The 21,793-nt window shown below is 56.4% G+C and carries 19 protein-coding genes; 9 read left to right on the top strand and 10 right to left on the bottom strand.

Annotated features, from left to right (window positions below):
• The first annotated feature begins 88 nt into the window (after positions 1-88).
• The gene (locus DVA43_RS22205; protein ID WP_246842250.1) at positions 89-2,671 is read left to right on the top strand and encodes an autotransporter outer membrane beta-barrel domain-containing protein; all 2,583 of its coding nucleotides are present in this window, start codon (positions 89-91) and stop codon (positions 2,669-2,671) included.
• Positions 2,672-2,713: 42 nt separating this feature from the next.
• Here DVA43_RS22205 and yghX read toward each other — a convergent pair whose 3' ends face one another.
• Entirely contained in the window at positions 2,714-3,601 is an 888-nt protein-coding gene (gene yghX, locus DVA43_RS22200) for a YghX family hydrolase (RefSeq protein ID WP_114316793.1), read from the bottom strand.
• Positions 3,602-3,684: 83 nt separating this feature from the next.
• On the opposite strand from yghX, the gene DVA43_RS22195 reads away from it, so the two are divergent.
• Complete coding sequence (locus DVA43_RS22195) at positions 3,685-4,725, top strand: aldo/keto reductase (RefSeq protein ID WP_114316792.1); 1,041 nt, start codon at positions 3,685-3,687, stop codon at positions 4,723-4,725.
• A 91-nt stretch (positions 4,726-4,816) separates the two neighbouring features.
• Here DVA43_RS22195 and DVA43_RS22190 read toward each other — a convergent pair whose 3' ends face one another.
• Positions 4,817-5,305 carry a TIGR00645 family protein gene (locus DVA43_RS22190; protein WP_103176954.1) on the bottom strand — a complete coding sequence of 163 codons (489 nt, stop codon included), beginning with the start codon at positions 5,303-5,305 and terminating at the stop codon, positions 4,817-4,819.
• Between the two features lie 81 nt (positions 5,306-5,386).
• Positions 5,387-5,890 carry an ESA_00282 family adhesion-associated protein gene (locus DVA43_RS22185; RefSeq protein ID WP_114316791.1) on the bottom strand — a complete coding sequence of 168 codons (504 nt, stop codon included), beginning with the start codon at positions 5,888-5,890 and terminating at the stop codon, positions 5,387-5,389.
• Between the two features lie 105 nt (positions 5,891-5,995).
• On the opposite strand from DVA43_RS22185, the gene DVA43_RS22180 reads away from it, so the two are divergent.
• From DVA43_RS22180 to DVA43_RS22170, 3 genes are all read left to right on the top strand, one after another.
• Positions 5,996-6,400 carry a hypothetical protein gene (locus tag DVA43_RS22180; RefSeq protein ID WP_103822856.1) on the top strand — a complete coding sequence of 135 codons (405 nt, stop codon included), beginning with the start codon at positions 5,996-5,998 and terminating at the stop codon, positions 6,398-6,400.
• On the top strand, positions 6,393-6,845 hold the full coding sequence (locus tag DVA43_RS22175; RefSeq protein ID WP_103176957.1) for a cytoplasmic protein: 453 nt from the start codon (positions 6,393-6,395) through the stop codon (positions 6,843-6,845). The genes DVA43_RS22180 and DVA43_RS22175 overlap by 8 nt, the downstream gene beginning before the upstream one ends.
• A 133-nt stretch (positions 6,846-6,978) precedes the next feature.
• The gene (locus DVA43_RS22170; RefSeq protein WP_103822857.1) at positions 6,979-7,875 is read left to right on the top strand and encodes an SDR family oxidoreductase; all 897 of its coding nucleotides are present in this window, start codon (positions 6,979-6,981) and stop codon (positions 7,873-7,875) included.
• 104 nt (positions 7,876-7,979) lie between these two features.
• Here the strand turns inward: DVA43_RS22170 and exbD are convergent, their stop codons facing one another.
• Positions 7,980-8,405 (bottom strand): TonB system transport protein ExbD, encoded by a 426-nt coding sequence (gene exbD, locus DVA43_RS22165; RefSeq protein ID WP_114316790.1) that lies wholly within the window; start codon positions 8,403-8,405, stop codon positions 7,980-7,982.
• Between the two features lie 6 nt (positions 8,406-8,411).
• On the bottom strand, positions 8,412-9,143 hold the full coding sequence (gene exbB, locus DVA43_RS22160) for a tol-pal system-associated acyl-CoA thioesterase (protein ID WP_103176960.1): 732 nt from the start codon (positions 9,141-9,143) through the stop codon (positions 8,412-8,414).
• 251 nt (positions 9,144-9,394) lie between these two features.
• On the opposite strand from exbB, the gene metC reads away from it, so the two are divergent.
• Positions 9,395-10,582 carry a cystathionine beta-lyase gene (gene metC / locus DVA43_RS22150; RefSeq protein ID WP_114316789.1) on the top strand — a complete coding sequence of 396 codons (1,188 nt, stop codon included), beginning with the start codon at positions 9,395-9,397 and terminating at the stop codon, positions 10,580-10,582.
• A 141-nt stretch (positions 10,583-10,723) separates the two neighbouring features.
• A complete protein-coding gene (gene yghB / locus DVA43_RS22145) occupies positions 10,724-11,383 on the top strand; it encodes a DedA family general envelope maintenance protein YghB (protein ID WP_103176962.1) in 660 nt (219 codons plus the stop codon).
• Positions 11,384-11,471: 88 nt separating this feature from the next.
• On the opposite strand, the gene DVA43_RS22140 is transcribed toward yghB, so the two are convergent.
• On the bottom strand, positions 11,472-12,371 hold the full coding sequence (locus DVA43_RS22140) for an AraC family transcriptional regulator (RefSeq protein WP_103822859.1): 900 nt from the start codon (positions 12,369-12,371) through the stop codon (positions 11,472-11,474).
• Positions 12,372-12,566: 195 nt separating this feature from the next.
• Between DVA43_RS22140 and yqhD the strand changes: the two genes are divergently transcribed.
• A complete protein-coding gene (gene yqhD / locus DVA43_RS22135; RefSeq protein WP_114316788.1) occupies positions 12,567-13,730 on the top strand; it encodes an alcohol dehydrogenase in 1,164 nt (387 codons plus the stop codon).
• A 105-nt stretch (positions 13,731-13,835) separates the two neighbouring features.
• Positions 13,836-14,663 (top strand): 2,5-didehydrogluconate reductase DkgA, encoded by an 828-nt coding sequence (gene dkgA / locus DVA43_RS22130; protein ID WP_103822861.1) that lies wholly within the window; start codon positions 13,836-13,838, stop codon positions 14,661-14,663.
• A gap of 86 nt (positions 14,664-14,749) precedes the next feature.
• On the opposite strand, the gene DVA43_RS22125 is transcribed toward dkgA, so the two are convergent.
• The 4 genes from DVA43_RS22125 to parC all read right to left on the bottom strand — a co-directional run bounded on the left by DVA43_RS22125 (position 14,750) and on the right by parC (position 21,677).
• The gene (locus DVA43_RS22125) at positions 14,750-16,924 is read right to left on the bottom strand and encodes a YgiQ family radical SAM protein (RefSeq protein WP_114316787.1); all 2,175 of its coding nucleotides are present in this window, start codon (positions 16,922-16,924) and stop codon (positions 14,750-14,752) included.
• A 163-nt stretch (positions 16,925-17,087) separates the two neighbouring features.
• On the bottom strand, positions 17,088-18,500 hold the full coding sequence (gene ftsP, locus DVA43_RS22120) for a cell division protein FtsP (RefSeq protein WP_103822863.1): 1,413 nt from the start codon (positions 18,498-18,500) through the stop codon (positions 17,088-17,090).
• 58 nt (positions 18,501-18,558) lie between these two features.
• A complete protein-coding gene (gene plsC / locus DVA43_RS22115) occupies positions 18,559-19,296 on the bottom strand; it encodes a 1-acylglycerol-3-phosphate O-acyltransferase (RefSeq protein ID WP_103180982.1) in 738 nt (245 codons plus the stop codon).
• A 122-nt stretch (positions 19,297-19,418) separates the two neighbouring features.
• A complete protein-coding gene (gene parC / locus DVA43_RS22110) occupies positions 19,419-21,677 on the bottom strand; it encodes a DNA topoisomerase IV subunit A (protein WP_114316786.1) in 2,259 nt (752 codons plus the stop codon).
• Positions 21,678-21,793: the final 116 nt, after the last annotated feature.

Here is a 21,793-nt window from a genome sequence, read left to right as displayed (position 1 = left end):
TTGCCTGAGAAAGTTCTTAATTACGCATATCTGGTTTAAAAAGAGTTCACTTTGATCCGGTTATAAGAGATGAAAAATGCGTATTTCAATGAAAAGAACTTTATTGTCGCAGTGTGTATTACTGTCACTTGCCTCCTTTGCAGCTCAGGCAGGCCAGACCCCTGCCACGCCTTGCCAAAATGGTGACACCACCCAGACCTGCGGTCTGACAGAATATGAAGATGGCAATTTCTATCAGGATCCAGGCGTCACTGATGCCGTTATGGCGAATGAAACGGCAACCAACATTTATATGGATGGCCACCGTAAATCAGGAGATACGCAGACCTTAACCGTTACCGGCACTGACATGTCAGGTTATTATATTCAGGGAAGCAATGGCGGTACCGTGAATATTAACGTCACCGACAATGCCAAAGTGGATATGATCGAGGTCGGTTCTACATTAAAAACCACCAATACAACGATCAACGTCAATGACTCCACCCTGAACGGCCAGAACAGCGACGGGACCTATCAGCGAGACAAAGATTATATGATGGGCGCTGCCATCTATCTCGATCCGCTCGATGCAGGGTACCACGACGTAAATATCAGCAACGGCAGCGCGCTGCATGGCAGTATTATCAGCGCTGGCCAGGGCACCCAAACCATCGCCATGAGCGACAGCATCATGGACAATGGCGGCATCTATGTCGGCAGCGACAAATCCGATACCTCCCTTACCCTGACTAACGCCATCGTGGATGCCACTAACAGCCAGGTGGCGCAAAAGTTCGATACCATTGTAGAGACGCTGAGCCAGTACAAACCTTTCCAGGATATCAATGTTGATGCCTTTGGCGACCTGGCCGTGGCAATGTACGGTACCACGCAGGATACGCTGGCGCTGAACAACAGCACCGTGACCGGCGACATTGGCGTGATTAATGAAAAAGGCCAGACCAACCTGTCGTTCACCAATAACAGCGTCGTAAATGGCAATGTTACGCTGGGCGGTAACTCCACCAATACCGTTCTGGTGGATAACAGCACCATTAATGGCGACCTGAACGCCAGCCAGAACAGCGGCGATACCACTATCACCCTGCAAAACGGTGCTAACGTTGACGGCAATATTACGACCGGCACAGGTAATGACACCGTGGTGCTGGTGAATGATTCTCACGTCACCGGTAATGTCACCGGCGGGGACGGCAACGATACCCTGTCGATGGATGCGGGCAGCTCTATTTCCGGGCAAATTAATCAGTTTGAAACCGTAAATACCACCAGCGACAACAGCATCAGCCTCGACACCATTAACGATTCCACCACATGGAGTCTGCAAAACGGCTCCACCCTGACCGCCGACACTACCGGTAGTAATGCCGTAGTGAACATGAGCACCGACAGCCGGGTCAACTTCGGCCAGATCACCGGCTCCCGTAACGCCGTAGTGGTCAATAACATCACCTCTTCGGCGATCAATCAGCAAAATATTGTGCTGGGGACCTTTACCACGTCTACGGCAACCACCACGCCGCAAACGGCCGCCAATGCGACCTTCAGCAACGGTCAGCAGCAGGTTGAAAACCGCAGCGCAGCCTATAACTACAACAATGACCTGAGCATTGTGGCCGCTGATACTGCGCCGCAGGGCTTGCTCACCGCCGATAGTAGCCAGAACTGGAATATTGTCTTTAGCAGCTCACGTGGCGCACTGGCCAGCGATGTCCAGGGGTTAGTCGCCGGTCTGGATGCGGCCGAACAGGCAGGCCATCAGGTTACCGATGACATCACCAGCCACCTGGATCGCCTGCACTTTGCTGGCCTGACGGGTGAACAGCAGGAAGGGGCCCAGCTGTGGGGTGATTTCCTCTATCAGAACGGTAACTTCAGCAACGATGTGGATTACAAGAGCATCACTCAGGGCGCACAGGGCGGCGTTGACTGGACGGCATACCTCGCTAACGGGGACAGCGTAACCGGAGGCGTGGCGCTGGCCTGGACCCGCAGCCGCGTTGAAGATACCGCCAACGGCCCGGACAGCTTCAAGGACACCGTCTATGGCAATTACTACAGCCTGTACGGCGGCTGGCAGCAGGCGCTGAACGGTCGTCAGTGGGGCATGTTCGCCGACGCCAGCTTCAGCTATGGCGATATGCGCTACTCCCTCTCCGCCCATAACGTCACTGGCGACACCAGCGGAATGACCGAAGCGCTGCACGGCTCCACAGACGGTAGCCTGTATATGGCTCAGGCTCGTACCGGGGTGAACGTGATGCTGCCGGGCGAAACCGTGCTGCAACCGTACGCCATCCTCGGCTGGGATCAGACCAAAGCTAACGGCTTCTCCGATAGAGAAGTGACCTTTGCTGACAGCCAGGTCTCCTCCTGGAACGGCGGCGCGGGTCTGCGTCTGACCACCACCCTGACCGATCTGAACAAAAACGTGCAGATCATGCCATGGCTGGATGCCCGCGTGCAGAAAGAGTTCAGCGATGATACCGATATCCAGGCGGCGGATTATCACAACACCGAAGGTCATAACAACAGCATGGGAATGTTTGGTGCGGGCGTGAATGCCACTATCGCGCACAACTTCTCGCTGAATACCGGCATTTACTATGGCACAGGCGATGTCGATAACGACGCTAGTGTTCAGGCAGGTATGAGCTACAGCTTCTGATGACCACGCCTACCCGGCAGCCTCAGGCTGCCGGGTATTTTCTTAACTCAAATATTTCTCAAACCATCCCAGGGTTCTTTTCCACGCTAATTCGGCAGCAGGTTCGTCGTAACGCGGGGTAGAATCGTTGTGGAATCCGTGATTTACACCAGGATAGATCCAGGCTTCATACACCTTACCGTTAGCTTTAAGCGCGGCCTCATAAGCAGGCCACCCCTCGTTAACATTCTTGTCGTGCTCGGCGTAATGCAGCAGCAGCGGCGCCTTAATTTTGGCGACGTCCGCCGCTGGTGGCTGACGGCCATAAAAAGGGACCGCGCAGGCCAGCTCTGGCCAGGCGACTGCAGCGGCATTAGACACTCCGCCGCCGTAGCAAAAGCCGGTGATCCCCACCTTGCCCGTCGCATCCGGATGTCTTTGCATAAACCCGATGGCGGCAAAGAAGTCGTTCATCAGCTTCGTCGGATCGACCTTCTGCTGCAGGATTTTCCCCTCCTCATCGTTGCCGGGGTAACCGCCCACCGAACTTAAGCCATCCGGTGCCAGGGCGATGTAGCCCGCTTTGGCCACCCGACGCGCCACATCCTCAATGTAGGGATTGAGGCCGCGGTTTTCATGCACCACCACCACCGCCGGCACTTTGCCGGTGGCTTTGGCCGGTTTCACCAGATAGCCGCGCACCTGACCATGGCCGTCCGGCGAGGGATAGGTGATGTATTCGGGCAGGATGTCGGGATCGGTGAACTTCACCTGCTCCGCGAGGGCGTAATTAGGCTTAAGCATATTGAACAGCGCCAGCGCCGTAACGCCGCCAACCGCATAGCGGGCAGCCAGATTGAGGAACTCACGTTTGTTGATTTTGCCGTGAGCGTAATAGTCGTAGTAGTCGAGCAATTCCTGAGGAAAGTCTTTGGCGGTCATACGCGTCATCGCATATCTCCATGAATTGTGAACGAACTAAGGTTAGAATAGAAACGCTGTTTCGAAAATCAATCACTAAGAAAGGAGACATCATGCCCTGGAACGCCTCCCCTGACCGCTACGAGACGATGCAGTACCGTTACTGCGGTAAAAGCGGCCTGCGCTTACCCGCCCTGTCACTCGGCCAGTGGCACAGCTTCGGCCACGTCCACGCCCTCGACTCACAGCGCGCCCTGCTGCGAAAAGCCTTCGATTGCGGCATCACCCATTTCGATCTCGCCAATAACTATGGCCCACCGCCGGGCAGCGCGGAGGAAAATTTTGGCCGCCTGCTGCGCGACGATTTCGCAGCTTATCGCGACGAACTGATTATCTCCACCAAAGCGGGCTATGACATGTGGCCGGGGCCTTACGGTGCGGGCGGCTCACGCAAGTATCTGCTCGCCAGCCTCGATCAAAGCCTCAAGCGGATGGGGCTGGAGTACGTGGATATCTTCTATTCGCACCGTGTCGATGAAAACACGCCAATGGAGGAGACCGCCTCTGCGCTGGCGCAGGCGGTGCAGAGCGGGAAAGCGCTGTACGTCGGCATTTCCTCCTATTCACCGGAGCGGACCCAGAAAATGGCAGAGCTGCTGCGCGAGTGGAAAATCCCGCTGCTTATTCATCAGCCCTCTTACAACCTGCTTAACCGCTGGGTGGACAAGAGCGGCTTACTGGATACCCTGGCCGCTAACGGCACCGGCTGCATCGCCTTTACGCCGCTGGCCCAGGGGCTGCTGACCGGAAAATACCTGAACGGCATCCCTGACGGCTCCCGCATGCAGCGTGAGGGCAAAAAGGCACGCGGCCTGACGGAGAACATGCTGACCGAAGCCAACCTGAACAGCCTGCGTTTGCTCAATGAGATGGCCCAGGCGCGCGGACAGACGATGGCGCAGATGGCGCTGAGCTGGCTGCTAAAAGATGAGCGTGTCACCTCGGTACTGATTGGCGCCAGCCGGACAGAGCAGCTGGAGGAGAACGTGCAGGCGCTGAATAACCTGCACTTTAGCGAAGAGGAGTTGCAGCGGATTGATCAGCATGTGGCCGACGGGCAGCTGAATCTGTGGCAGGCCTCTTCGGATAAGTAGTTTCAGGAAAAAGGGTCGGGTGGCGCTGCGCTTACCCGACCTACAGGATCCCCGTAGGCCTGATAAGTGCAGCGTCATCAGGCGTTTTGTCTTACTTGCGGCTCAGCTTGTCCAGATACCCCATCACAAATGCCGACAGCACAAACGTGAGGTGGATTATCACGTACCACATCATCTTGTTGTCCGGGATATTTTTGGCATCCATAAACACCCGCAGCAGGTGAATGGAAGAGATCGCCACAATCGAGGCTGCCACTTTGTTTTTCAGCGACGACGCATCCATTTTGCCAAGCCAGCTCAGCTTCTCTTTATCCGCGGAGATATCCAGCTGCGAGACGAAATTTTCGTAGCCAGAAAACATCACCATTACCAGCAGGCCGCCCACCAGCGTCATATCCACCAGCGACAGCAACAGCAGGATCAGGTCGGATTCAGCGATGCTGAAAATATGCGGCAGAACGTGAAAAATTTCCTGAAAGAATTTAATACAGAGCGCCACCAGCGCCAGCGAGAGGCCAAAATAGACCGGGGCTAACAACCAGCGGGAGGCATACATTGCGTTTTCAAAAAAGCGTTCCATAGAGTCCTGTCTGCAAACGAAACCAGGGTGCAGTATATCGCAATGGCCCAAATTGTTTGCAACAACTAAACAACAGATCCCCTACACTTGCTCAGGCTTTACCACCGGGCGCTGATACTCAGGCCACACCAGCTCCACCAGCGATGGATACGCCTCCAGGCTGAACTCGCGAAAACACTGGCGCAGGTTCATCACCTCCAGATCGGTGTGCGGCACTTTTTCGCCGTTCAGGCAGCGCTTCTTGATATTGTCGTAATATTTGTAGACCGCCGAGTTAAGATCGCTGCAACGGCGCTGCGCCTCAAACAGGTCAGGAATGCTATTTATTTCCACCATATTCATTCGTTTAATTGTGGCATGGAGGAAATCAATATATTCATGATTAACGCGCCAGTACCAAACCGGCGTAATCGCATTCATTAACACTGAAAAATGGTCTTCGCCCTCTTCTTTTGACATCCGTTCCGGCTGAGGCGGGACGTGCGTGCTTCCCACATCGCTACTTTTATTGAACTCGCGCATCAATAAAAGAACCACGGCGGTAAGCAATAACAAAGTAATGACAGTATAAAAAATGCTGTTCATATAGGCAGGCTCCATTTTTTTTGATTTTAAATTTGCCTCATGTTATTGTCAACGAATCTCACACTCCAGACAACCCTACCCCGTTGAAATTAAAGGAAATATAAAATGTTGCCCGACAATCTGGTTCCGGCCAAGTTTCACATGTCTTCCGTGGAACCAAAACCGCCAGAAGCAGAAAGCAATGCCAATTTCACTAAGGGGAAAAGAACACTCGCTGATTATGCGCCAGATATATTAATTGGCGTTACCCGTACCGGTAACTCTCGCAATATGTTGCTTGAAGAGCACGATCGGCATATTAAAGACCGCTTATTTCGGGTAGTTAAAATCGAGGTGTTCGCCCGGCTGTTGAATGATTTGCAGGCGGAGGGGGAAATAGATGCCCAGGCACTAAGTCAAATATTGGCGGAAAAAACCGATGAGATTAACGAAGCCGGTAATGAAATCTGGTTGAATCTTATTACCTGCGAAAAAAACACGCCTGTGTTTTATACGCTAGAGGATGAATAACGTGAAGGATGTTGATAACAACAACGTTTATTTGGCTTTAGATGACAAAAAAAGCGATGAATTTATCTTAGAGCAAAACCTTGCCGCGCTTAAAGAGATTAAAAACGCTGAAATACAAAGAATTGCTAAAGATCTGCTCTCCATTCCGGCCGGGCTGGTGCGTCTGAAATGGCAGAATCGTCGTGAAATTTATCCGTTGCAGGTAAAAGAAGAGATCTACGGCGCGACAATAAATGCCATTATGCAACAGCGCCCGGATTTAAAAGAAAAAATACTGGCGCGCCTGGAAACCAATTATCAATATATCCTGGCACGTGAAACCGCGACCCTGCGCGTCACCCGTAAGCTGGCTGATGAAGGCTATCGCACCACCAGCGTGACCACCGTTGCGCTGAATGAAGAGGTGCTGGCCGCCAAAGCGGACATCCCACCGCAAAAGCCGTAACCTCTCGCCGAATCCTGCCGTCTCGCCTGTTTCTCCGCAGCCCATTTTTTTTAAGGATTATCCTGAATAATCCTCACAGCCCAGTTGATTCTCCTAAGCTTAAAGTCTGATTAACCACTCACGGAGAACACCTATGGCAAACTCTCAGAGCAAAATTCAGGATCCGACAACCCAGTACTACACCGGCGAATATCCCAAGCAGAAACAGCCTGTACCGGGGCTGCAGAGCAAGATGGACCCGGTGCCGGACTGCGGCGAAAAGAGCTATAAAGGCAGCGGCAGACTACAGGATCGTAAGGCACTGGTGACAGGGGGCGATTCCGGGATTGGACGCGCTGCCGCCATCGCTTACGCGCGTGAAGGAGCAGACGTCGCCATTAACTATCTGCCCGACGAAGAAGAGGATGCCCAGCAGGTTAAGCAGCTTATTGAAGAGGCCGGGCGCAAAGCGGTGCTGATCCCTGGCGATCTGAGCGATGAACAGTTTGCCCGCTCGCTGGTACATAAAGCCCATCAGGAGCTGGGTGGGCTGGATGTGCTGGCGCTGGTAGCCGGTAAGCAGGTGGCGGTGGAAAAGATTGCCGATATCACCACCGAGCAGTTTAAGCAGACCTATGCCGTGAACGTGCTGGCCCTGTTCTGGATTACCCAGGAGGCGCTGCCACTGCTGCCCGCTGGGTCGAGCATTATCACCACCTCCTCAATTCAGGCCTATCAGCCGAGCCCACACCTGCTGGACTATGCTTCCACTAAAGCGGCTATCCTCAACTTCAGCCGCGGGCTGGCGAAACAGGTGGCAGAGACCGGCGTGCGCGTCAACGTGGTAGCCCCTGGTCCTATCTGGACGGCGCTGCAAGTCTCCGGCGGTCAGCCTCAGGAGAAGCTCCCGCAGTTTGGTCAGCAGACGCCGATGAAACGTGCAGGGCAGCCTGCAGAGCTGGCGCCGGTCTATGTCTATCTGGCAAGTCAGGAGTCCAGCTACGTGACGGCAGAAGTGCACGGCGTATGCGGTGGGGAACATTTAGGCTGATGGTGCAGTGCCGGGTGGCGGCTTCGCCTTACCCGGCCTACGTTTCGCATGCAGGCGCCATCCGGCAAATACAAAAACGGCAACCCGTGGGTTGCCGTTTCTCTTTATTTCGCCGCCGCTTTCTCTTCGCCGACTAAACCAATTTTCAGGTAACCCGCCTGGTGCAGCGTGTCCATTACCTTCATCATGGTTTCGTAGTCGACGGTCTTGTCAGCCCGGAAGAAGACGGTAGTGTCTTTCTTGCCTTCGGTCAGGGCGTTCAGCGCCGGGATCACCGACTCATCGGTCACCGGATCGTTGCCGAGGAACATAGATTTATCGGCTTTGACAGAGAGATAAATCGGTTTTTCCGGGCGCGGCTGCGGCTGACTGGATGACGCAGGCAGATTCACCTTCACGTCTACGGTCGCCAGCGGCGCCGCCACCATGAAGATAATCAGCAGAACCAACATAACGTCGATAAACGGCGTCACGTTGATTTCGTGCATTTCGCCGTTATCGTCCAGATTTTCATTAAGACGCATTGCCATGACGAATCAACCTACGTGAAATTTCTGAGCAGAACGAATCGGCTTAGCCGAGCTGGCGCTGAGATCCAGATCGCGGCTTTGCAGCAGCAGAACCTGGGCGGCTACGTCGCCGAGGGTCGCTTTGTAGCTGCCAATCATACGGGCGAAGACGTTATAAATAACGACTGCCGGGATTGCTGCCACCAGACCAATGGCCGTTGCCAGCAGTGCTTCGGCGATGCCGGGCGCCACAACCGCAAGGTTAGTAGTTTGCGTCTGGGCGATGCCGATGAAGCTGTTCATGATGCCCCAGACAGTACCGAACAGACCGACGAACGGCGAAATCGCGCCGATGGTCGCCAGGTAACCGTTACCCCGTCCCATATGACGGCCAACGGCCGCAACGCGACGCTCAAGGCGGAAACCAGTACGCTCTTTAATCCCTTCGTTGTCTTCACTACCTGCAGAAAGTTCGAGCTCGTTCTGCGCTTCGTTGATTAACAGGGTGGTCAGGCTCTTCGCCTGGAAAGAGGCGGCCATGTCGCTCGCCTGATTCAGGGTGCGGGCTTCGGCCAGCTGCTGCTGCTCGCGCTTAAGGCGACGTTTATGGGAAAGAAGCTCTACGCTCTTGCTAAAGAAAATAGCCCAGGTGACGACAGACGCCAGAATCAGGCCGATCATGACAATCTTCACCACGATGTCGGCATGATGATACATACCCCAGACGGAGAGGTCCGTCTGCATCAAATTATTACCCACTCGGTATCTCCAGGACGCAAATCACAAAATCTGAGCATAATAATATCAAAACAACGTCGAATTGATAGTAGTTCTCATTAGTATTTACATAGTGCCGTAAATTCGTTTCATTTTCCTTGCGCTTACGCAGGAAAAATTTCCCGGAAACAAATTTTAAAAAATTTTCCGCTGAACCCACTACCGCTAACGTGACCATTTTTACTTTCGTGGTAGTGTGGACGTCCAGACGTATAAAAACAGGTTGCGCAGACATGAAAGAGAAGCATCTTGATACCACCCTTGTCCAGGCGGGACGCAGTAAAAAATATACCCTTGGTTCCGTGAACAGCGTCATCCAGCGCGCCTCGTCGCTGGTGTTTGATACCGTGGAGGCGAAAAAGCACGCCACCCGTAACCGGGCCAACGGTGAACTGTTTTACGGGCGTCGCGGCACGCTGACCCATTTCTCGTTACAGGAAGCGATGTGCGAGCTGGAGGGCGGCGTGGGCTGTGCACTCTTCCCCTGCGGTGCCGCGGCGGTGGCCAATACCATTCTGGCCTTCGTTGAGCAGGGCGACCATATCCTGATGACCAACACCGCCTACGAGCCAAGCCAGGACTTCTGCACCAAAATCCTCAGCAAGCTGGGGGTCACTACCGACTGGTTCGATCCGCAGATTGGCGCGAACATCGCCGATCTGATCCAGCCCAACACCCGGATTGTGTTCCTCGAATCACCCGGCTCTATCACTATGGAAGTGCATGATGTGCCAGCCATTGTGCAGGCGGTACGCAGCAAAGCGCCGGAGGCTATCATCATGATTGATAACACCTGGGCGGCGGGAGTGCTGTTCAAGGCGCTCGACTTTGGTATCGACATCTCGATTCAGGCGGCGACGAAGTACCTGATTGGCCACTCTGACGGCATGATTGGTACCGCGGTTTCCAACGCCCGCTGCTGGGAGCAGCTGCGTGAGAACGCCTATCTGATGGGCCAGATGGTGGATGCCGACACCGCCTATATGACCAGCCGCGGCTTGCGCACCCTCGGTGTGCGTCTGCGTCAACATCATGAAAGCAGCGTGCAGGTTGCGCAGTGGCTGGCGCAGCATCCCCAGGTGGCGCGGGTTAACCATCCGGCACTGCCGGGCAGCGTCGGGCATGAATTCTGGCAACGTGACTTCACGGGCAGCAGTGGCCTGTTCTCATTCGTGCTTAATAAACGCCTGAGCAATGACGAACTTGCCGCTTACCTGGATAACTTCTCGCTGTTCAGCATGGCCTACTCCTGGGGCGGCTTTGAGTCGCTGATCCTGCCGAACCAGCCAGAGCAGATTGCGGCCCTGCGTCCGGGCGGCAAAGTGGACTTTACCGGCACCCTGATCCGCCTGCATATCGGCCTGGAAAACGTCGACGATTTGATCGCCGATTTAGAGGCCGGGTTTGCGCGTATCGAATAGCGCAGGGCTACAAACACACTCCGCGGACACTTTTCTCCACGTTAAGTGCAGAAAAGTCTGATTTGTTGCGTCTGCGATCAAAGCCCGCCGACGAAATAGGGAGTACAATAGCTTTATATATGCTGTTCCACAGGAAAGCCCATGGCTGTTATTCAAGATATTATCGCTGCACTCTGGCAACACGACTTTGCAGCACTGGCGGATCCGCACGTGGTTGGGATTGTCTATTTCGTTATGTTCGCCACGCTGTTTCTGGAAAATGGGTTACTGCCCGCCTCCTTTTTACCGGGGGATAGCCTGCTGCTGTTAGCAGGGGCGTTAATCGGTAAAGGGGTCATGGACTTTACCCCCACGATGGTGATCCTTACTTCAGCCGCCAGCCTGGGCTGCTGGCTCAGCTATTTGCAGGGCCGCTGGCTCGGCAATACGCGGGTGGTCAAAAGCTGGCTGGCACAGCTGCCGCATAAATACCATCAGCGGGCGAACTGCATGTTCGATCGTCACGGCCTGCTGGCGCTGCTGGTCGGGCGTTTTCTGGCCTTTGTGCGTACGCTGCTGCCAACCATGGCTGGCATCTCCGGGCTCTCTAACCGCCGCTTCCAGTTCTTTAACTGGCTGAGCGCGCTGCTGTGGGTCGGTGTAGTGACTACCTTTGGCTATGCCCTGAGCATGATCCCGTTCGTTAAACGCCACGAAGATCAGGTCATGACCTTCCTGATGATCCTGCCGATTTTCCTGCTGGTCGCAGGGCTGGTGGGAACGATTGTAGTGGTGATCCGTAAGAAGTACTGCAACGCCTGAGGCGCTGCTGTCGTTGTAGCCCCGGTAAGCGTAACGCCTCCGGGGAAAAGCGCCGGGCGGCACTGCGTTTGCCCGGCCTACATGTCAATCACATCCCCTGCATCATCCGCATCCGCGCCGCATCTTCCCCCGGCGTCACGCCAAAGTAGCGCTTGAACTCCCGGCTGAACTGCGAGGCGCTTTCATAGCCTACCCGCAGCGCGGCGGCGCTCGCTTTCATGCCGTCGTGGATCATCATCATTCGCGCCTTATGCAGGCGGTAGCTCTTGAGATACTGCAGCGGCGAGGTGCTGGTTACCGACTTAAAGTTATGGTGGAACGCCGAGACGCTCATGTTGGCCTCCGCCGCCAGCTGATCCACGCTCAGGTTTTCGGTGTACTGGCTCTCGATGCGTTTCAGTACCCGTCCAATCAGGCTGAAGTGAGTCTGACGACTGACCAACGCCAGCAGCGCCCCGCCGCCCGGCCCCAGCAGGATGTGGTAGAGGATCTCGCGCACGATCTGCTTACCCAGAATCCGCGCGTCCAGCGGCCGCTCCATCACGTCCAGCAGACGTTCAATGGCGCAGAGGATCTCATCCGTCAGCGTGGCGGAGTTGATGCCGCTCGCCGCCATCGACGGGCGAAACAGTTCGTCTTCGCCAATGTCCATCAGCAGCTCCTGCAGTTGCAGGATATCGATATTTAAGCGAATACCTGCCAGCGGCACCGCCTCTGTCGCGAAAGTTTCACATTCAAAGGGTAAAGGTACTGTCAGGAGCAGATATTCGTTGGGGTCATAACGAAATACCCGCTCATTGATATAGCCAATTTTGTGGCCAGAAAAGAGAAAAATGATACCCGGCTGATACATCACCGGCGTGCGGGCGTAGGGCTGAGTCCCGTACAGCAGGCGAACATCCGGCAGCAGCGTATCAAGATAATTTTCATTATCTTTCAGTTTCTTAATTTGTTCCGTTAGCTGCAGGCAGACCGCTTCACGTTTCATCTTCTCTCACTCCGGGTACGTTTTCCGACGCCTGCAGTGTGCGCATTTTTTCCCGTTTTCTCCAGCACTGTGTAGAAATGGGCAAGACAACGGCAGGAATGTGCATTGAGAGGAGCGCGTACGCTCGCCACAATGAGCACCATCAGGCAGCCCTCTGTGCCGCCCTGTTTTTTCACCCACCAAAGGGAACGAACAATGAACAATTTTAATCTGCATACCCCAACCCGCATCCTGTTTGGTAAAGGCGCCATCGCCGATCTGCGCGAGCAGATCCCGGCCAACGCCCGCGTCCTGATTACCTATGGCGGCGGTAGCGTGAAGAAGAATGGCGTCCTGGATCAGGTTTACTCCGCGCTGGAAGGCATGGATGTGCGTGAGTTCAGCGGCATTGAGCCAAACCCCTCTTACGAAACGCTGATGAAGGCGGTGAAAATCGCCCGTGACGAGCAGATCACCTTCCTGCTGGCGGTGGGCGGCGGTTCGGTGCTGGACGGCACCAAGTTCATTGCCGCGGCGGCCCATTACGATGAAACCATCGACCCGTGGCACATCCTGCAAACCGGCGGCAGCGACATCAAGAGCGCCATTCCGATGGGCTCCGTACTGACCCTGCCAGCGACCGGCTCCGAGTCCAATAAAGGCGCGGTGATCTCCCGTAAAACCACCGGCGACAAGCAGGCCTTTATGAACGAGCACGTGCAGCCGGTGTTTGCGGTGCTGGATCCGGTCTACACCTACACTCTGCCGCCGCGTCAGGTGGCGAACGGCGTGGTGGATGCCTTTGTCCACACCGTTGAGCAGTACGTTACTTACCCGGTAAACGCCAAAATTCAGGATCGTTTCGCCGAGGGCATTCTGCTGACCCTGATCGAAGATGGCCCGGTGGCGCTGAAAGAGCCAGAGAACTACGAAGTGCGCGCCAACGTGATGTGGGCTGCGACTCAGGCGCTGAACGGCCTGATTGGCGCAGGCGTGCCACAGGACTGGGCAACCCACATGCTGGGCCACGAGCTGACGGCGATGCACGGCCTCGATCATGCCCAGACCCTGGCCGTGGTTCTGCCTGCGCTGTGGAATGAAAAACGCGACACCAAACGTGGCAAGCTGCTGCAGTACGCTGAGCGCGTCTGGGGTATTACTGCCGGTTCTGAAGATGAGCGTATCGATGCGGCTATCGCAGCCACCCGCAACTTCTTCGAGCAGCTGGGTGTTCCGACGCGTCTCTCCGGCTACGGTCTGGACGGCAGTTCCATCCCTGCCCTGCTGGCAAAACTCGAGGAGCACGGCATGACGCAAATCGGGGAACATCATGACATTACTCTCGATGTAAGCCGCCGTATTTACGAGGCCGCTCGCTAACTGATTTTATGCGATTGCCTTCCGTTTTTCGGCATTTAGGCCAGGCTTAATGCACATACGCCACCAGGGGATCACTCCTGGTGGATGTCCAATGAAGGAGGAAAAATGGCAAACCAAACCGTAATCAAGCTTCAGGATGGCAACGTAATGCCCCAGTTGGGGCTCGGCGTATGGAAAGCCGGTAACGACGAGGTCGTCTCCGCCATTCATAAAGCACTGGAAGTCGGCTATCGCTCCATTGATACCGCTGCCGCCTACAAAAATGAGGAGGGCGTCGGCAAAGCCCTTGCCAGCGCTGGCGTACCCCGCGAAGAGCTGTTCATTACTACCAAGCTATGGAACGACGACCAGAAGCGTCCGGCAGAAGCCCTGCAGGAGAGCCTGGACAAGCTGCAACTCGATTTCGTCGATCTCTATCTGATGCACTGGCCGGTTCCGGCTATCGACCATTACGTCGATGCCTGGAAGGGGATGATTGAGCTGCAAAAAGCCGGGCTGATAAAAAGCATCGGGGTCTGTAACTTCCAGGTTCACCATCTGCAACGGCTGATTGATGAGACGGGCGTCGCCCCGGTGATCAACCAGATTGAACTGCACCCGCTGATGCAGCAGCGCCAGCTGCATGCCTGGAATGCGACCCACAAGATCCAGACCGAATCCTGGAGCCCGCTGGCCCAGGGCGGCGAAGGGGTATTCGATCAGAAAATTATCCGCGACCTGGCCGATAAGTACGGCAAAACCCCGGCACAGATTGTCATTCGCTGGCATCTGGACTGCGGTCTGGTGGTGATCCCGAAATCGGTCACCCCGTCGCGCATCGCTGAGAACTTCAACGTGTGGGATTTCCGCCTGGATAAAGATGAACTGGGTGAAATTGCGAAGCTGGATAAAGGCAAGCGTTTAGGCCCGGATCCGGACCAGTTTGGTGGTTAGTAAAAAGCCGGGTGGCGGCTTCGCCTTACCCGGCCTACATGTCAGAGCGTAGGCCCGGTAAGCGCAGCGCCACCGGGCAATGCGGTTTAACCGCTCTTACGTTTTACACTCTTCTTCGTGCTCGCCCCACCGTTCGAACGCTGATGCACAATTGGCGTGTGCTTGGTCAGGGCCGGACGTGTATTGCGGTTCTGGCGGCGCGCTTCGCGCATCTCTTCAACCGTTGGCGCAGGCACCAGACAGTCGCGGCGTGAGCCAATCAGGTGCTTTTTGCCCATCTCTTCCAGCGCCTGGCGGATCAGCGGCCAGTTTTTCGGATCGTGATAACGCAGCAGGGCTTTATGCAGGCGACGCTGTTTGTCCCCCTTCGGCACCACCACATCTTCACTCTTATAGCCAATCTTACTCAGCGGGTTCTTGCCGGTGTAATACATGGTGGTTGAGTTCGCCAGCGGCGACGGATAGAAGTTCTGCACCTGATCCAGACGGAAGCGACGCTGCTTCAGCCACAGAGCCAGGTTCACCATGTCTTCATCACGCGTGCCCGGGTGCGCGGAGATAAAGTATGGGATCAGATACTGCTCTTTCCCGGCCTGCTTCGAATAGGTATCGAAAAGCTCTTTAAAGCGGTCGTAGCTCCCCATCCCCGGCTTCATCATCTTCGACAGCGGCCCCTCTTCGGTATGCTCCGGGGCGATCTTCAGGTAGCCGCCCACGTGGTGGGTCGCCAGCTCTTTGATGTAGCGCGGATCTTCCACGGCGATGTCATAACGCACCCCGGAAGCGATGAGGATCTTCTTGATGCCTTTCAGATCGCGGGCACGACGGTAGAGGTTGATCGTCGGTTCGTGGTTAGTGTCCATATGTTCGCAAATGCTCGGATAGACACAGGAGAGACGACGGCAGGTTTGCTCCGCGCGCGGCGACTTACAGCGCAGCATGTACATGTTGGCGGTTGGGCCACCCAGATCGGAGATGACGCCGGTAAAGCCCGGTACCGTGTCGCGAATGGCTTCGATCTCGTTGACGATGGAGTCTTCAGAGCGGCTCTGAATAATGCGCCCTTCATGCTCGGTGATCGAACAGAAAGAGCAGCCCCCGAAGCAGCCACGCATAATGTTGATCGAGAAGCGGATCATCTCATACGCCGGGATACGGGCGTTGCCGTATGCCGGGTGCGGCACGCGTTTGTACGGCAGCGCAAACACGCTGTCCATCTCTTCGGTAGAGAGTGGGATTGCCGGCGGGTTAATCCAGATGTAGCGCTCACCGTGCTTTTGCATCAGCGCACGGGCACAGCCCGGGTTGGTTTCATGGTGCAGAATACGGGACGCATGCGCGTAGAGCACCTTGTCACTTTTTACCTTCTCAAAGGATGGCAGCAGCACGTAGGTCTTTTCCCACGGCTTCGGACGCGGCGGCTGCACCACGATAGCTTTTGCTTCGGCTTTCTTCGGCGCAACCGGCTTATTATCCGCACAGGGCAGATCTTCGCCGTACGGATGCGGGATCGGGTCGATTTTGCCCGGCATATCGATGATACGGGAATCCACCCCTTTCCAGCCCGGCAGCGCCTCTTTCACCATGATCGCGGTGTTACGCACGTCGCGGATGTCGCCCACCGGTTCGCCCTGCGCCAGACGGTGCGCCACTTCCACCAGCGGACGCTCGCCGTTGCCGAAGATCAGCATGTCGGCTTTGGAGTCCACCAGCACCGAACGGCGTACGGTATCAGACCAGTAGTCGTAGTGCGCGGTACGACGCAGGCTCGCTTCGATGCCACCCAGAATGACCGGCACATCTTTCCAGGCCTCTTTGCAGCGCTGGGTATAGACGAGGGTTGCGCGATCCGGACGCTTGCCCGCCACGTTATCCGCGGTGTAGGCGTCGTCGTGACGCAGCTTGCGGTCGGCGGTGTAGCGGTTGATCATCGAGTCCATGTTGCCCGCGGTAACGCCGAAGAAGAGGTTCGGCTTACCGAGGCGCATAAAATCATCTTTGCTGTTCCAGTCAGGCTGGGCAATGATCCCGACGCGGAAGCCCTGGGCTTCGAGCATGCGACCGCAGATCGCCATACCAAAGCTCGGGTGATCGACGTAAGCGTCACCCGTCACCAGGATAATGTCGCAGCTGTCCCAGCCAAGTTGGTCCATCTCTTCACGAGACATCGGCAGGAAAGGCGCCGGTCCAAAGCAGGCCGCCCAGTACTGCGGCCAGGAGAAGAGGTCACGATCCGGCTGGATCAGGGAAATTGCGCTCATAATGCTTCCGAAGAAAAAATAGACAAAAGGAGCGGGATTATACGCTGGATCATTGTGGGAAATGAAGGAGTATTGTGCGGGGGATGTTAATGCCCGGTGGCGCTTCGCTTACCGGGCCTACGGCCTGTAGGTCGGGTAAGGCGAAGCCGCCACCCGGCACGTTTTACGGTGCCGGATTGATTAACATTTGCCCCACCGAGCCGCGATCCGCCATCTCCAGCGTCTGGCTGTGGAACAGGAACGGGAAGTGCGGCCAGGAAGGCTGCCCATAATAGACCAGCAGTTCCACCTGCCCGTCGACCCAGACGGTATCCTTCCAGCCTCTGTCTTCCGGGAACGGCATGGCGCCGTTGACGTTGCGGATCAGGAAACTCACCCCTTCGATATGGAACGACTGCGGCCTGTCGGCGCGCACCGTCCAGCGCTCCCAGGAGCCCTGCTGGGCGGTAATATCGATGCGGTTCACATCCCACAGCTGGCCGTTAATGCCCGGGTCGTCGCCAAGGCTGATATCCCGGCTGCGCACCGGCGTACCGCTCAGGATCTCCTCCGGCAGCAGGCGCATCGGCAGGGTATCGGTCACCAGCGGCAGCAGACCGGTTGGACGCAGGGTTAACACCAGCGTCGAGACCAGAATGCTCGACGGCTCAAAGAAACCGCGCAGACGATCAACGATGCCCGCCGCCTCGCCACAGGTGATCGACACCTCTTCGCCGTTGGTCATATCCACCAGGATTTCGCGTCGCTCGCCCGGCGCCAGCGCCAGCTGTTTAACCGACACCGGAGCCGGTAAAAAGCCCTGATCCCCGGCAATCACGTGCAGCGCGCGGCCATCGCTCATCTGCAGTTGATAGCGACGCGAGTTGGAGGCATTCAGCAGACGCAGGCGTACCCAGCCGCGTGACACCTCGACATAGGGGCTTTGCGCGCCGTTGACCAGCAGCGTATCACCCACAAAACCGCCGCTGCCCGGCTCGCTGTACTCCGGCGTACCGAAATTATCCAGCCGCTTGTCCTGAATGATGAGCGGGAAGTCATCCACCCCGTAGTGGTTCGGGATCGGCAGGGATTTACTGACCTCATCCTCTATCAGCCACATCCCGGCCAGACCGTTGTAGACCTGCTGCGCGGTGCGGTTCGGGGTGTTGGCGTGATACCAGAGGGTCGCGGCGCGTTGGCGGACCGGCAGAACCGGTGCCCAGTCGGCGCTTGCGGACATCATGCGCGGCGCACCGCCCAGCAGCGGGCCCGGCACCTGCATCCCGCTGATGGTCATGGCGACGTTCTCCGCCAGGCGGTTGCTGTAGATCAGTTTGACGTCATCGCCGCTCCAGACGCGCACCGTCGGGCCGAGATAGCGCCCGTTGATGCCCCAGACCGAAGCCCGGGTACCCTGAGTGAACGACCAGTGGGCGCGCTGTAGCGTCAGAAACAGCGGCTGCCCGCGGCGGGATTCCAGTAACGGCGGAATGGGCAGCGGCTGCTGCTGCCCGGCGGCGTTTGCCCTCAGCGGAACCGCGCCTGCACAAAGGGCGATCCCCGATGCCTGAATAAACTGACGGCGACTGAGTGACATAATGGCTCCATCTATAAACGCACTAACACACGGGAATTCGTTTTCCCTTTAAGCCGGCTTAAACCTTGCCAGCAGCTTCTCGCTCTGCGACTTCTTTATCGAGCTCAGCGATTTTATTCAGCATTAATTCGCGGCAATGTGCCGCCAGCTCGCGTACCTGGTCTTTGCCATATTTACTGACATCGACCGGCGGCAGCATCTCTACGATGACCAGACCGTTACGCAGACGATTCAGGTTTATCTTATTCGATGTGTTGGAAACACACACTGGAATAATCGGTACGCCTGCCGCAATTGCGGCATGAAATGCGCCAGTTTTGAACGGCAGCAGGCCACGACCCCGGCTGCGGGTCCCTTCCGGGAACATCCAGATAGAGATCTTGCGTTTTTTGAAGTGGTTCACCACCTCGGCAATCGTGCCGTGCGCTTTGGCCCGGTTGTTACGGTCAATCAGCAGGTTACCGGTGAGCCAGTAGAGCTGACCGAAGAACGGGATCCACAGCAGGCTTTTCTTGCCCACGGTGACGGTTGGCGGCTGCACGATTTTCGCTGCGGTCACCATATCGTAGTTATTCTGATGGTTACCGATATAGATAGCGTTGCCAAATTTCTCTGCCCCTTCCGGCAGACGCGTCTCTACCTTCAGGCCAAACAGCGGCGCCAGACGGGCAAACATGTGGCCAAAGGTGGCAACGTGTTTTGGATTACGCGGGCTGAACAGGCAGTAAACAGAGCCGAAGATACAGACCAGAATGCAGTAGATAACGGCAAGAATGGTACGAACAATTAATAGCATAGCGACCTCAAAAACCCCTGACAGTTGACGATTATACTGCAACTGTTAGCGGGTAACTCTTTTGTTTCTATAACGGATGTTTTTCACGAGTCCCCCTCCTGAGCGGAGGGGGAGGTGCTCTGTTACGCGTCGTTGTCGCCCGATGTCGCGCGGTGTGGAGAGTCGATCTCTACACGGTCAATGCGCTGCAAGCCACGCATCAGCGATCCTTTGCGTCCACGTTCGCCCACCACTTTCTGCAGCTCTTCCGGGCGCAGCTTGATTTTGCGTTTACCCACATGGATGGTCAACGTGCTCTGCGGCGGCAGAATAAAGAGGTGCGCCAGGCTGTCTTCCCCTTTTGCCGCATCCGCCGCGGCGATGTTGATGATCTTATTGCCTTTGCCTTTCGACAGCTGCGGCAGATCGCTGAGCGGGAACATCAGCATGCGGCCCGCGGCGGAGATCGCCAGTAGCATGTCGTTCTCGTCTTCAATCACCAGCGGGGCCATGACCCGGGCGTTATCCGGCAGGCTAATCAACGCCTTGCCCGCACGGTTGCGCGAGATCAGATCGTTAAAGGTACAGATGAAGCCGTAGCCCGCATCGGAGGCCAGCAGCAGCTTCTGCTCATCGCCTTCCATCAGCATATGCTCAATGGTCGCCCCTGGCGGCAGCGTCAGCTTGCCGGTGAGCGGCTCGCCCTGCCCGCGCGCTGACGGCAGCGTAATCGGGTCGATGGCGTAGCTGCGCCCGGTGGTGTCGATAAAGGCCACCGGCTGGTTGCTCTTGCCCTTCACGGCGGCTTTGAAGCTGTCGCCCGCTTTGTAACTCAGACCCGGCGCGTCGATATCATGACCTTTGGCGCTACGCACCCAGCCGCTTTGTGACAGCACAATGGTCACCGGCTCGGACGGCTGCAGGTCATGCTCGCTCATCGCTTTCGCTTCTTCACGCTCGTGCAGCGGAGAGCGACGCTCATCGCCGAAGGCATCGGCGTCAGCCTGCAGCTCTTTCTTCAGCAGGTTGTTCATCTTGCGTTCGGAGGCGAGGATCGCCTGCAGCTGATCGCGCTCTTTTTCCAGCTCGTTCTGCTCACCGCGAATTTTCATCTCTTCCAGCTTCGCGAGATGGCGCAGTTTCAGCTCAAGGATCGCTTCCGCCTGGGTTTCGCTGATGCCAAAGCGCGACATCAGGGCCGGCTTCGGCTCATCCTCGGTACGGATGATCTCAATCACTTCGTCGATGTTGAGGAACGCCACCAGCAAACCTTCGAGGATGTGCAGGCGCTTAAGCACTTTCTCCAGACGGTGATTCAGACGACGGCGCACCGTATCGCGGCGGAAGGTCAGCCATTCGGTAAGGATCTCCAGCAGGTTTTTCACCGCCGGGCGGCCATCCAGACCGATCATGTTCAGGTTGATACGGTAGCTTTTTTCCAGATCGGTGGTGGCGAACAGGTGATTCATCACCGGCTCCATATCCACACGGTTGGAACGCGGCACGATCACCAGACGAGTCGGGTTTTCGTGGTCGGATTCATCGCGCAGATCGTCCACCATCGGCAGCTTTTTATTACGCATCTGGGCGGCGATCTGCTCCAGCACCTTCGCGCCGGAAACCTGGTGCGGCAGCGCGGTGATCACCACCGCGCCATCCTCTTTGGTCCACACCGCGCGCATACGCACCGAGCCGCGACCGTTCTGGTAGATTTTGCGGATTTCCGCGCGGGAGGTAATGATCTCCGCTTCGGTCGGGAAGTCCGGCCCCTGCACGATATCCAGCAGATCGTCCAGCGTGGTCTTCGGCTGTTCAATCAGGGTGATGGCCGCTTTCGCCACTTCACGCAGGTTGTGAGGTGGGATATCCGTCGCCATCCCGACGGCAATGCCGGTGGTGCCGTTCAGCAGAATGTTCGGCAGACGCGCAGGCAGCATTTTCGGCTCCTGCAGCGTACCGTCGAAGTTCGGTACCCACTCCACGGTGCCCTGGCCCAGCTCGCTGAGCAGCAGTTCGGCATATTTTGAGAGACGGGATTCGGTATAACGCATCGCCGCGAACGACTTCGGATCGTCCGGCGCACCCCAGTTCCCCTGGCCGTCGACCAGCGGATAGCGGTAGGAGAACGGCTGAGCCATCAACACCATCGCTTCATAGCAGGCGCTGTCGCCGTGCGGATGGTATTTACCCAGCACGTCACCCACGGTACGGGCGGATTTTTTAAACTTGGCGCTGGCGTTCAGACCCAGCTCAGACATCGCATAAACGATGCGGCGCTGAACGGGTTTCAGGCCATCTCCGATAAACGGCAACGCCCTGTCCATGATGACGTACATGGAGTAGTTCAGGTAGGCGTTTTCCGTGAATTCATGTAGCGCGAGGCGCTCTGCCATATCGCTCATTAAATGGGATTCCTCAACTCAGAAACCAGTTGGTTTCAGGCAATATTGCCGCAGATACTACCTTATCTGGCGAGTCGAGTCACAAAGAAAAAGGGGCCGGAATAGCGGCCCCTTGA

Origin of the sequence: Leclercia sp. W6 (assembly GCF_003336345.1) — a bacterium.
GTDB lineage: Bacteria > Pseudomonadota > Gammaproteobacteria > Enterobacterales > Enterobacteriaceae > Enterobacter.
The sequence above is the reverse complement of the archived record's forward strand: the minus strand, read 5'-3'. Positions and strand labels throughout refer to the sequence as shown.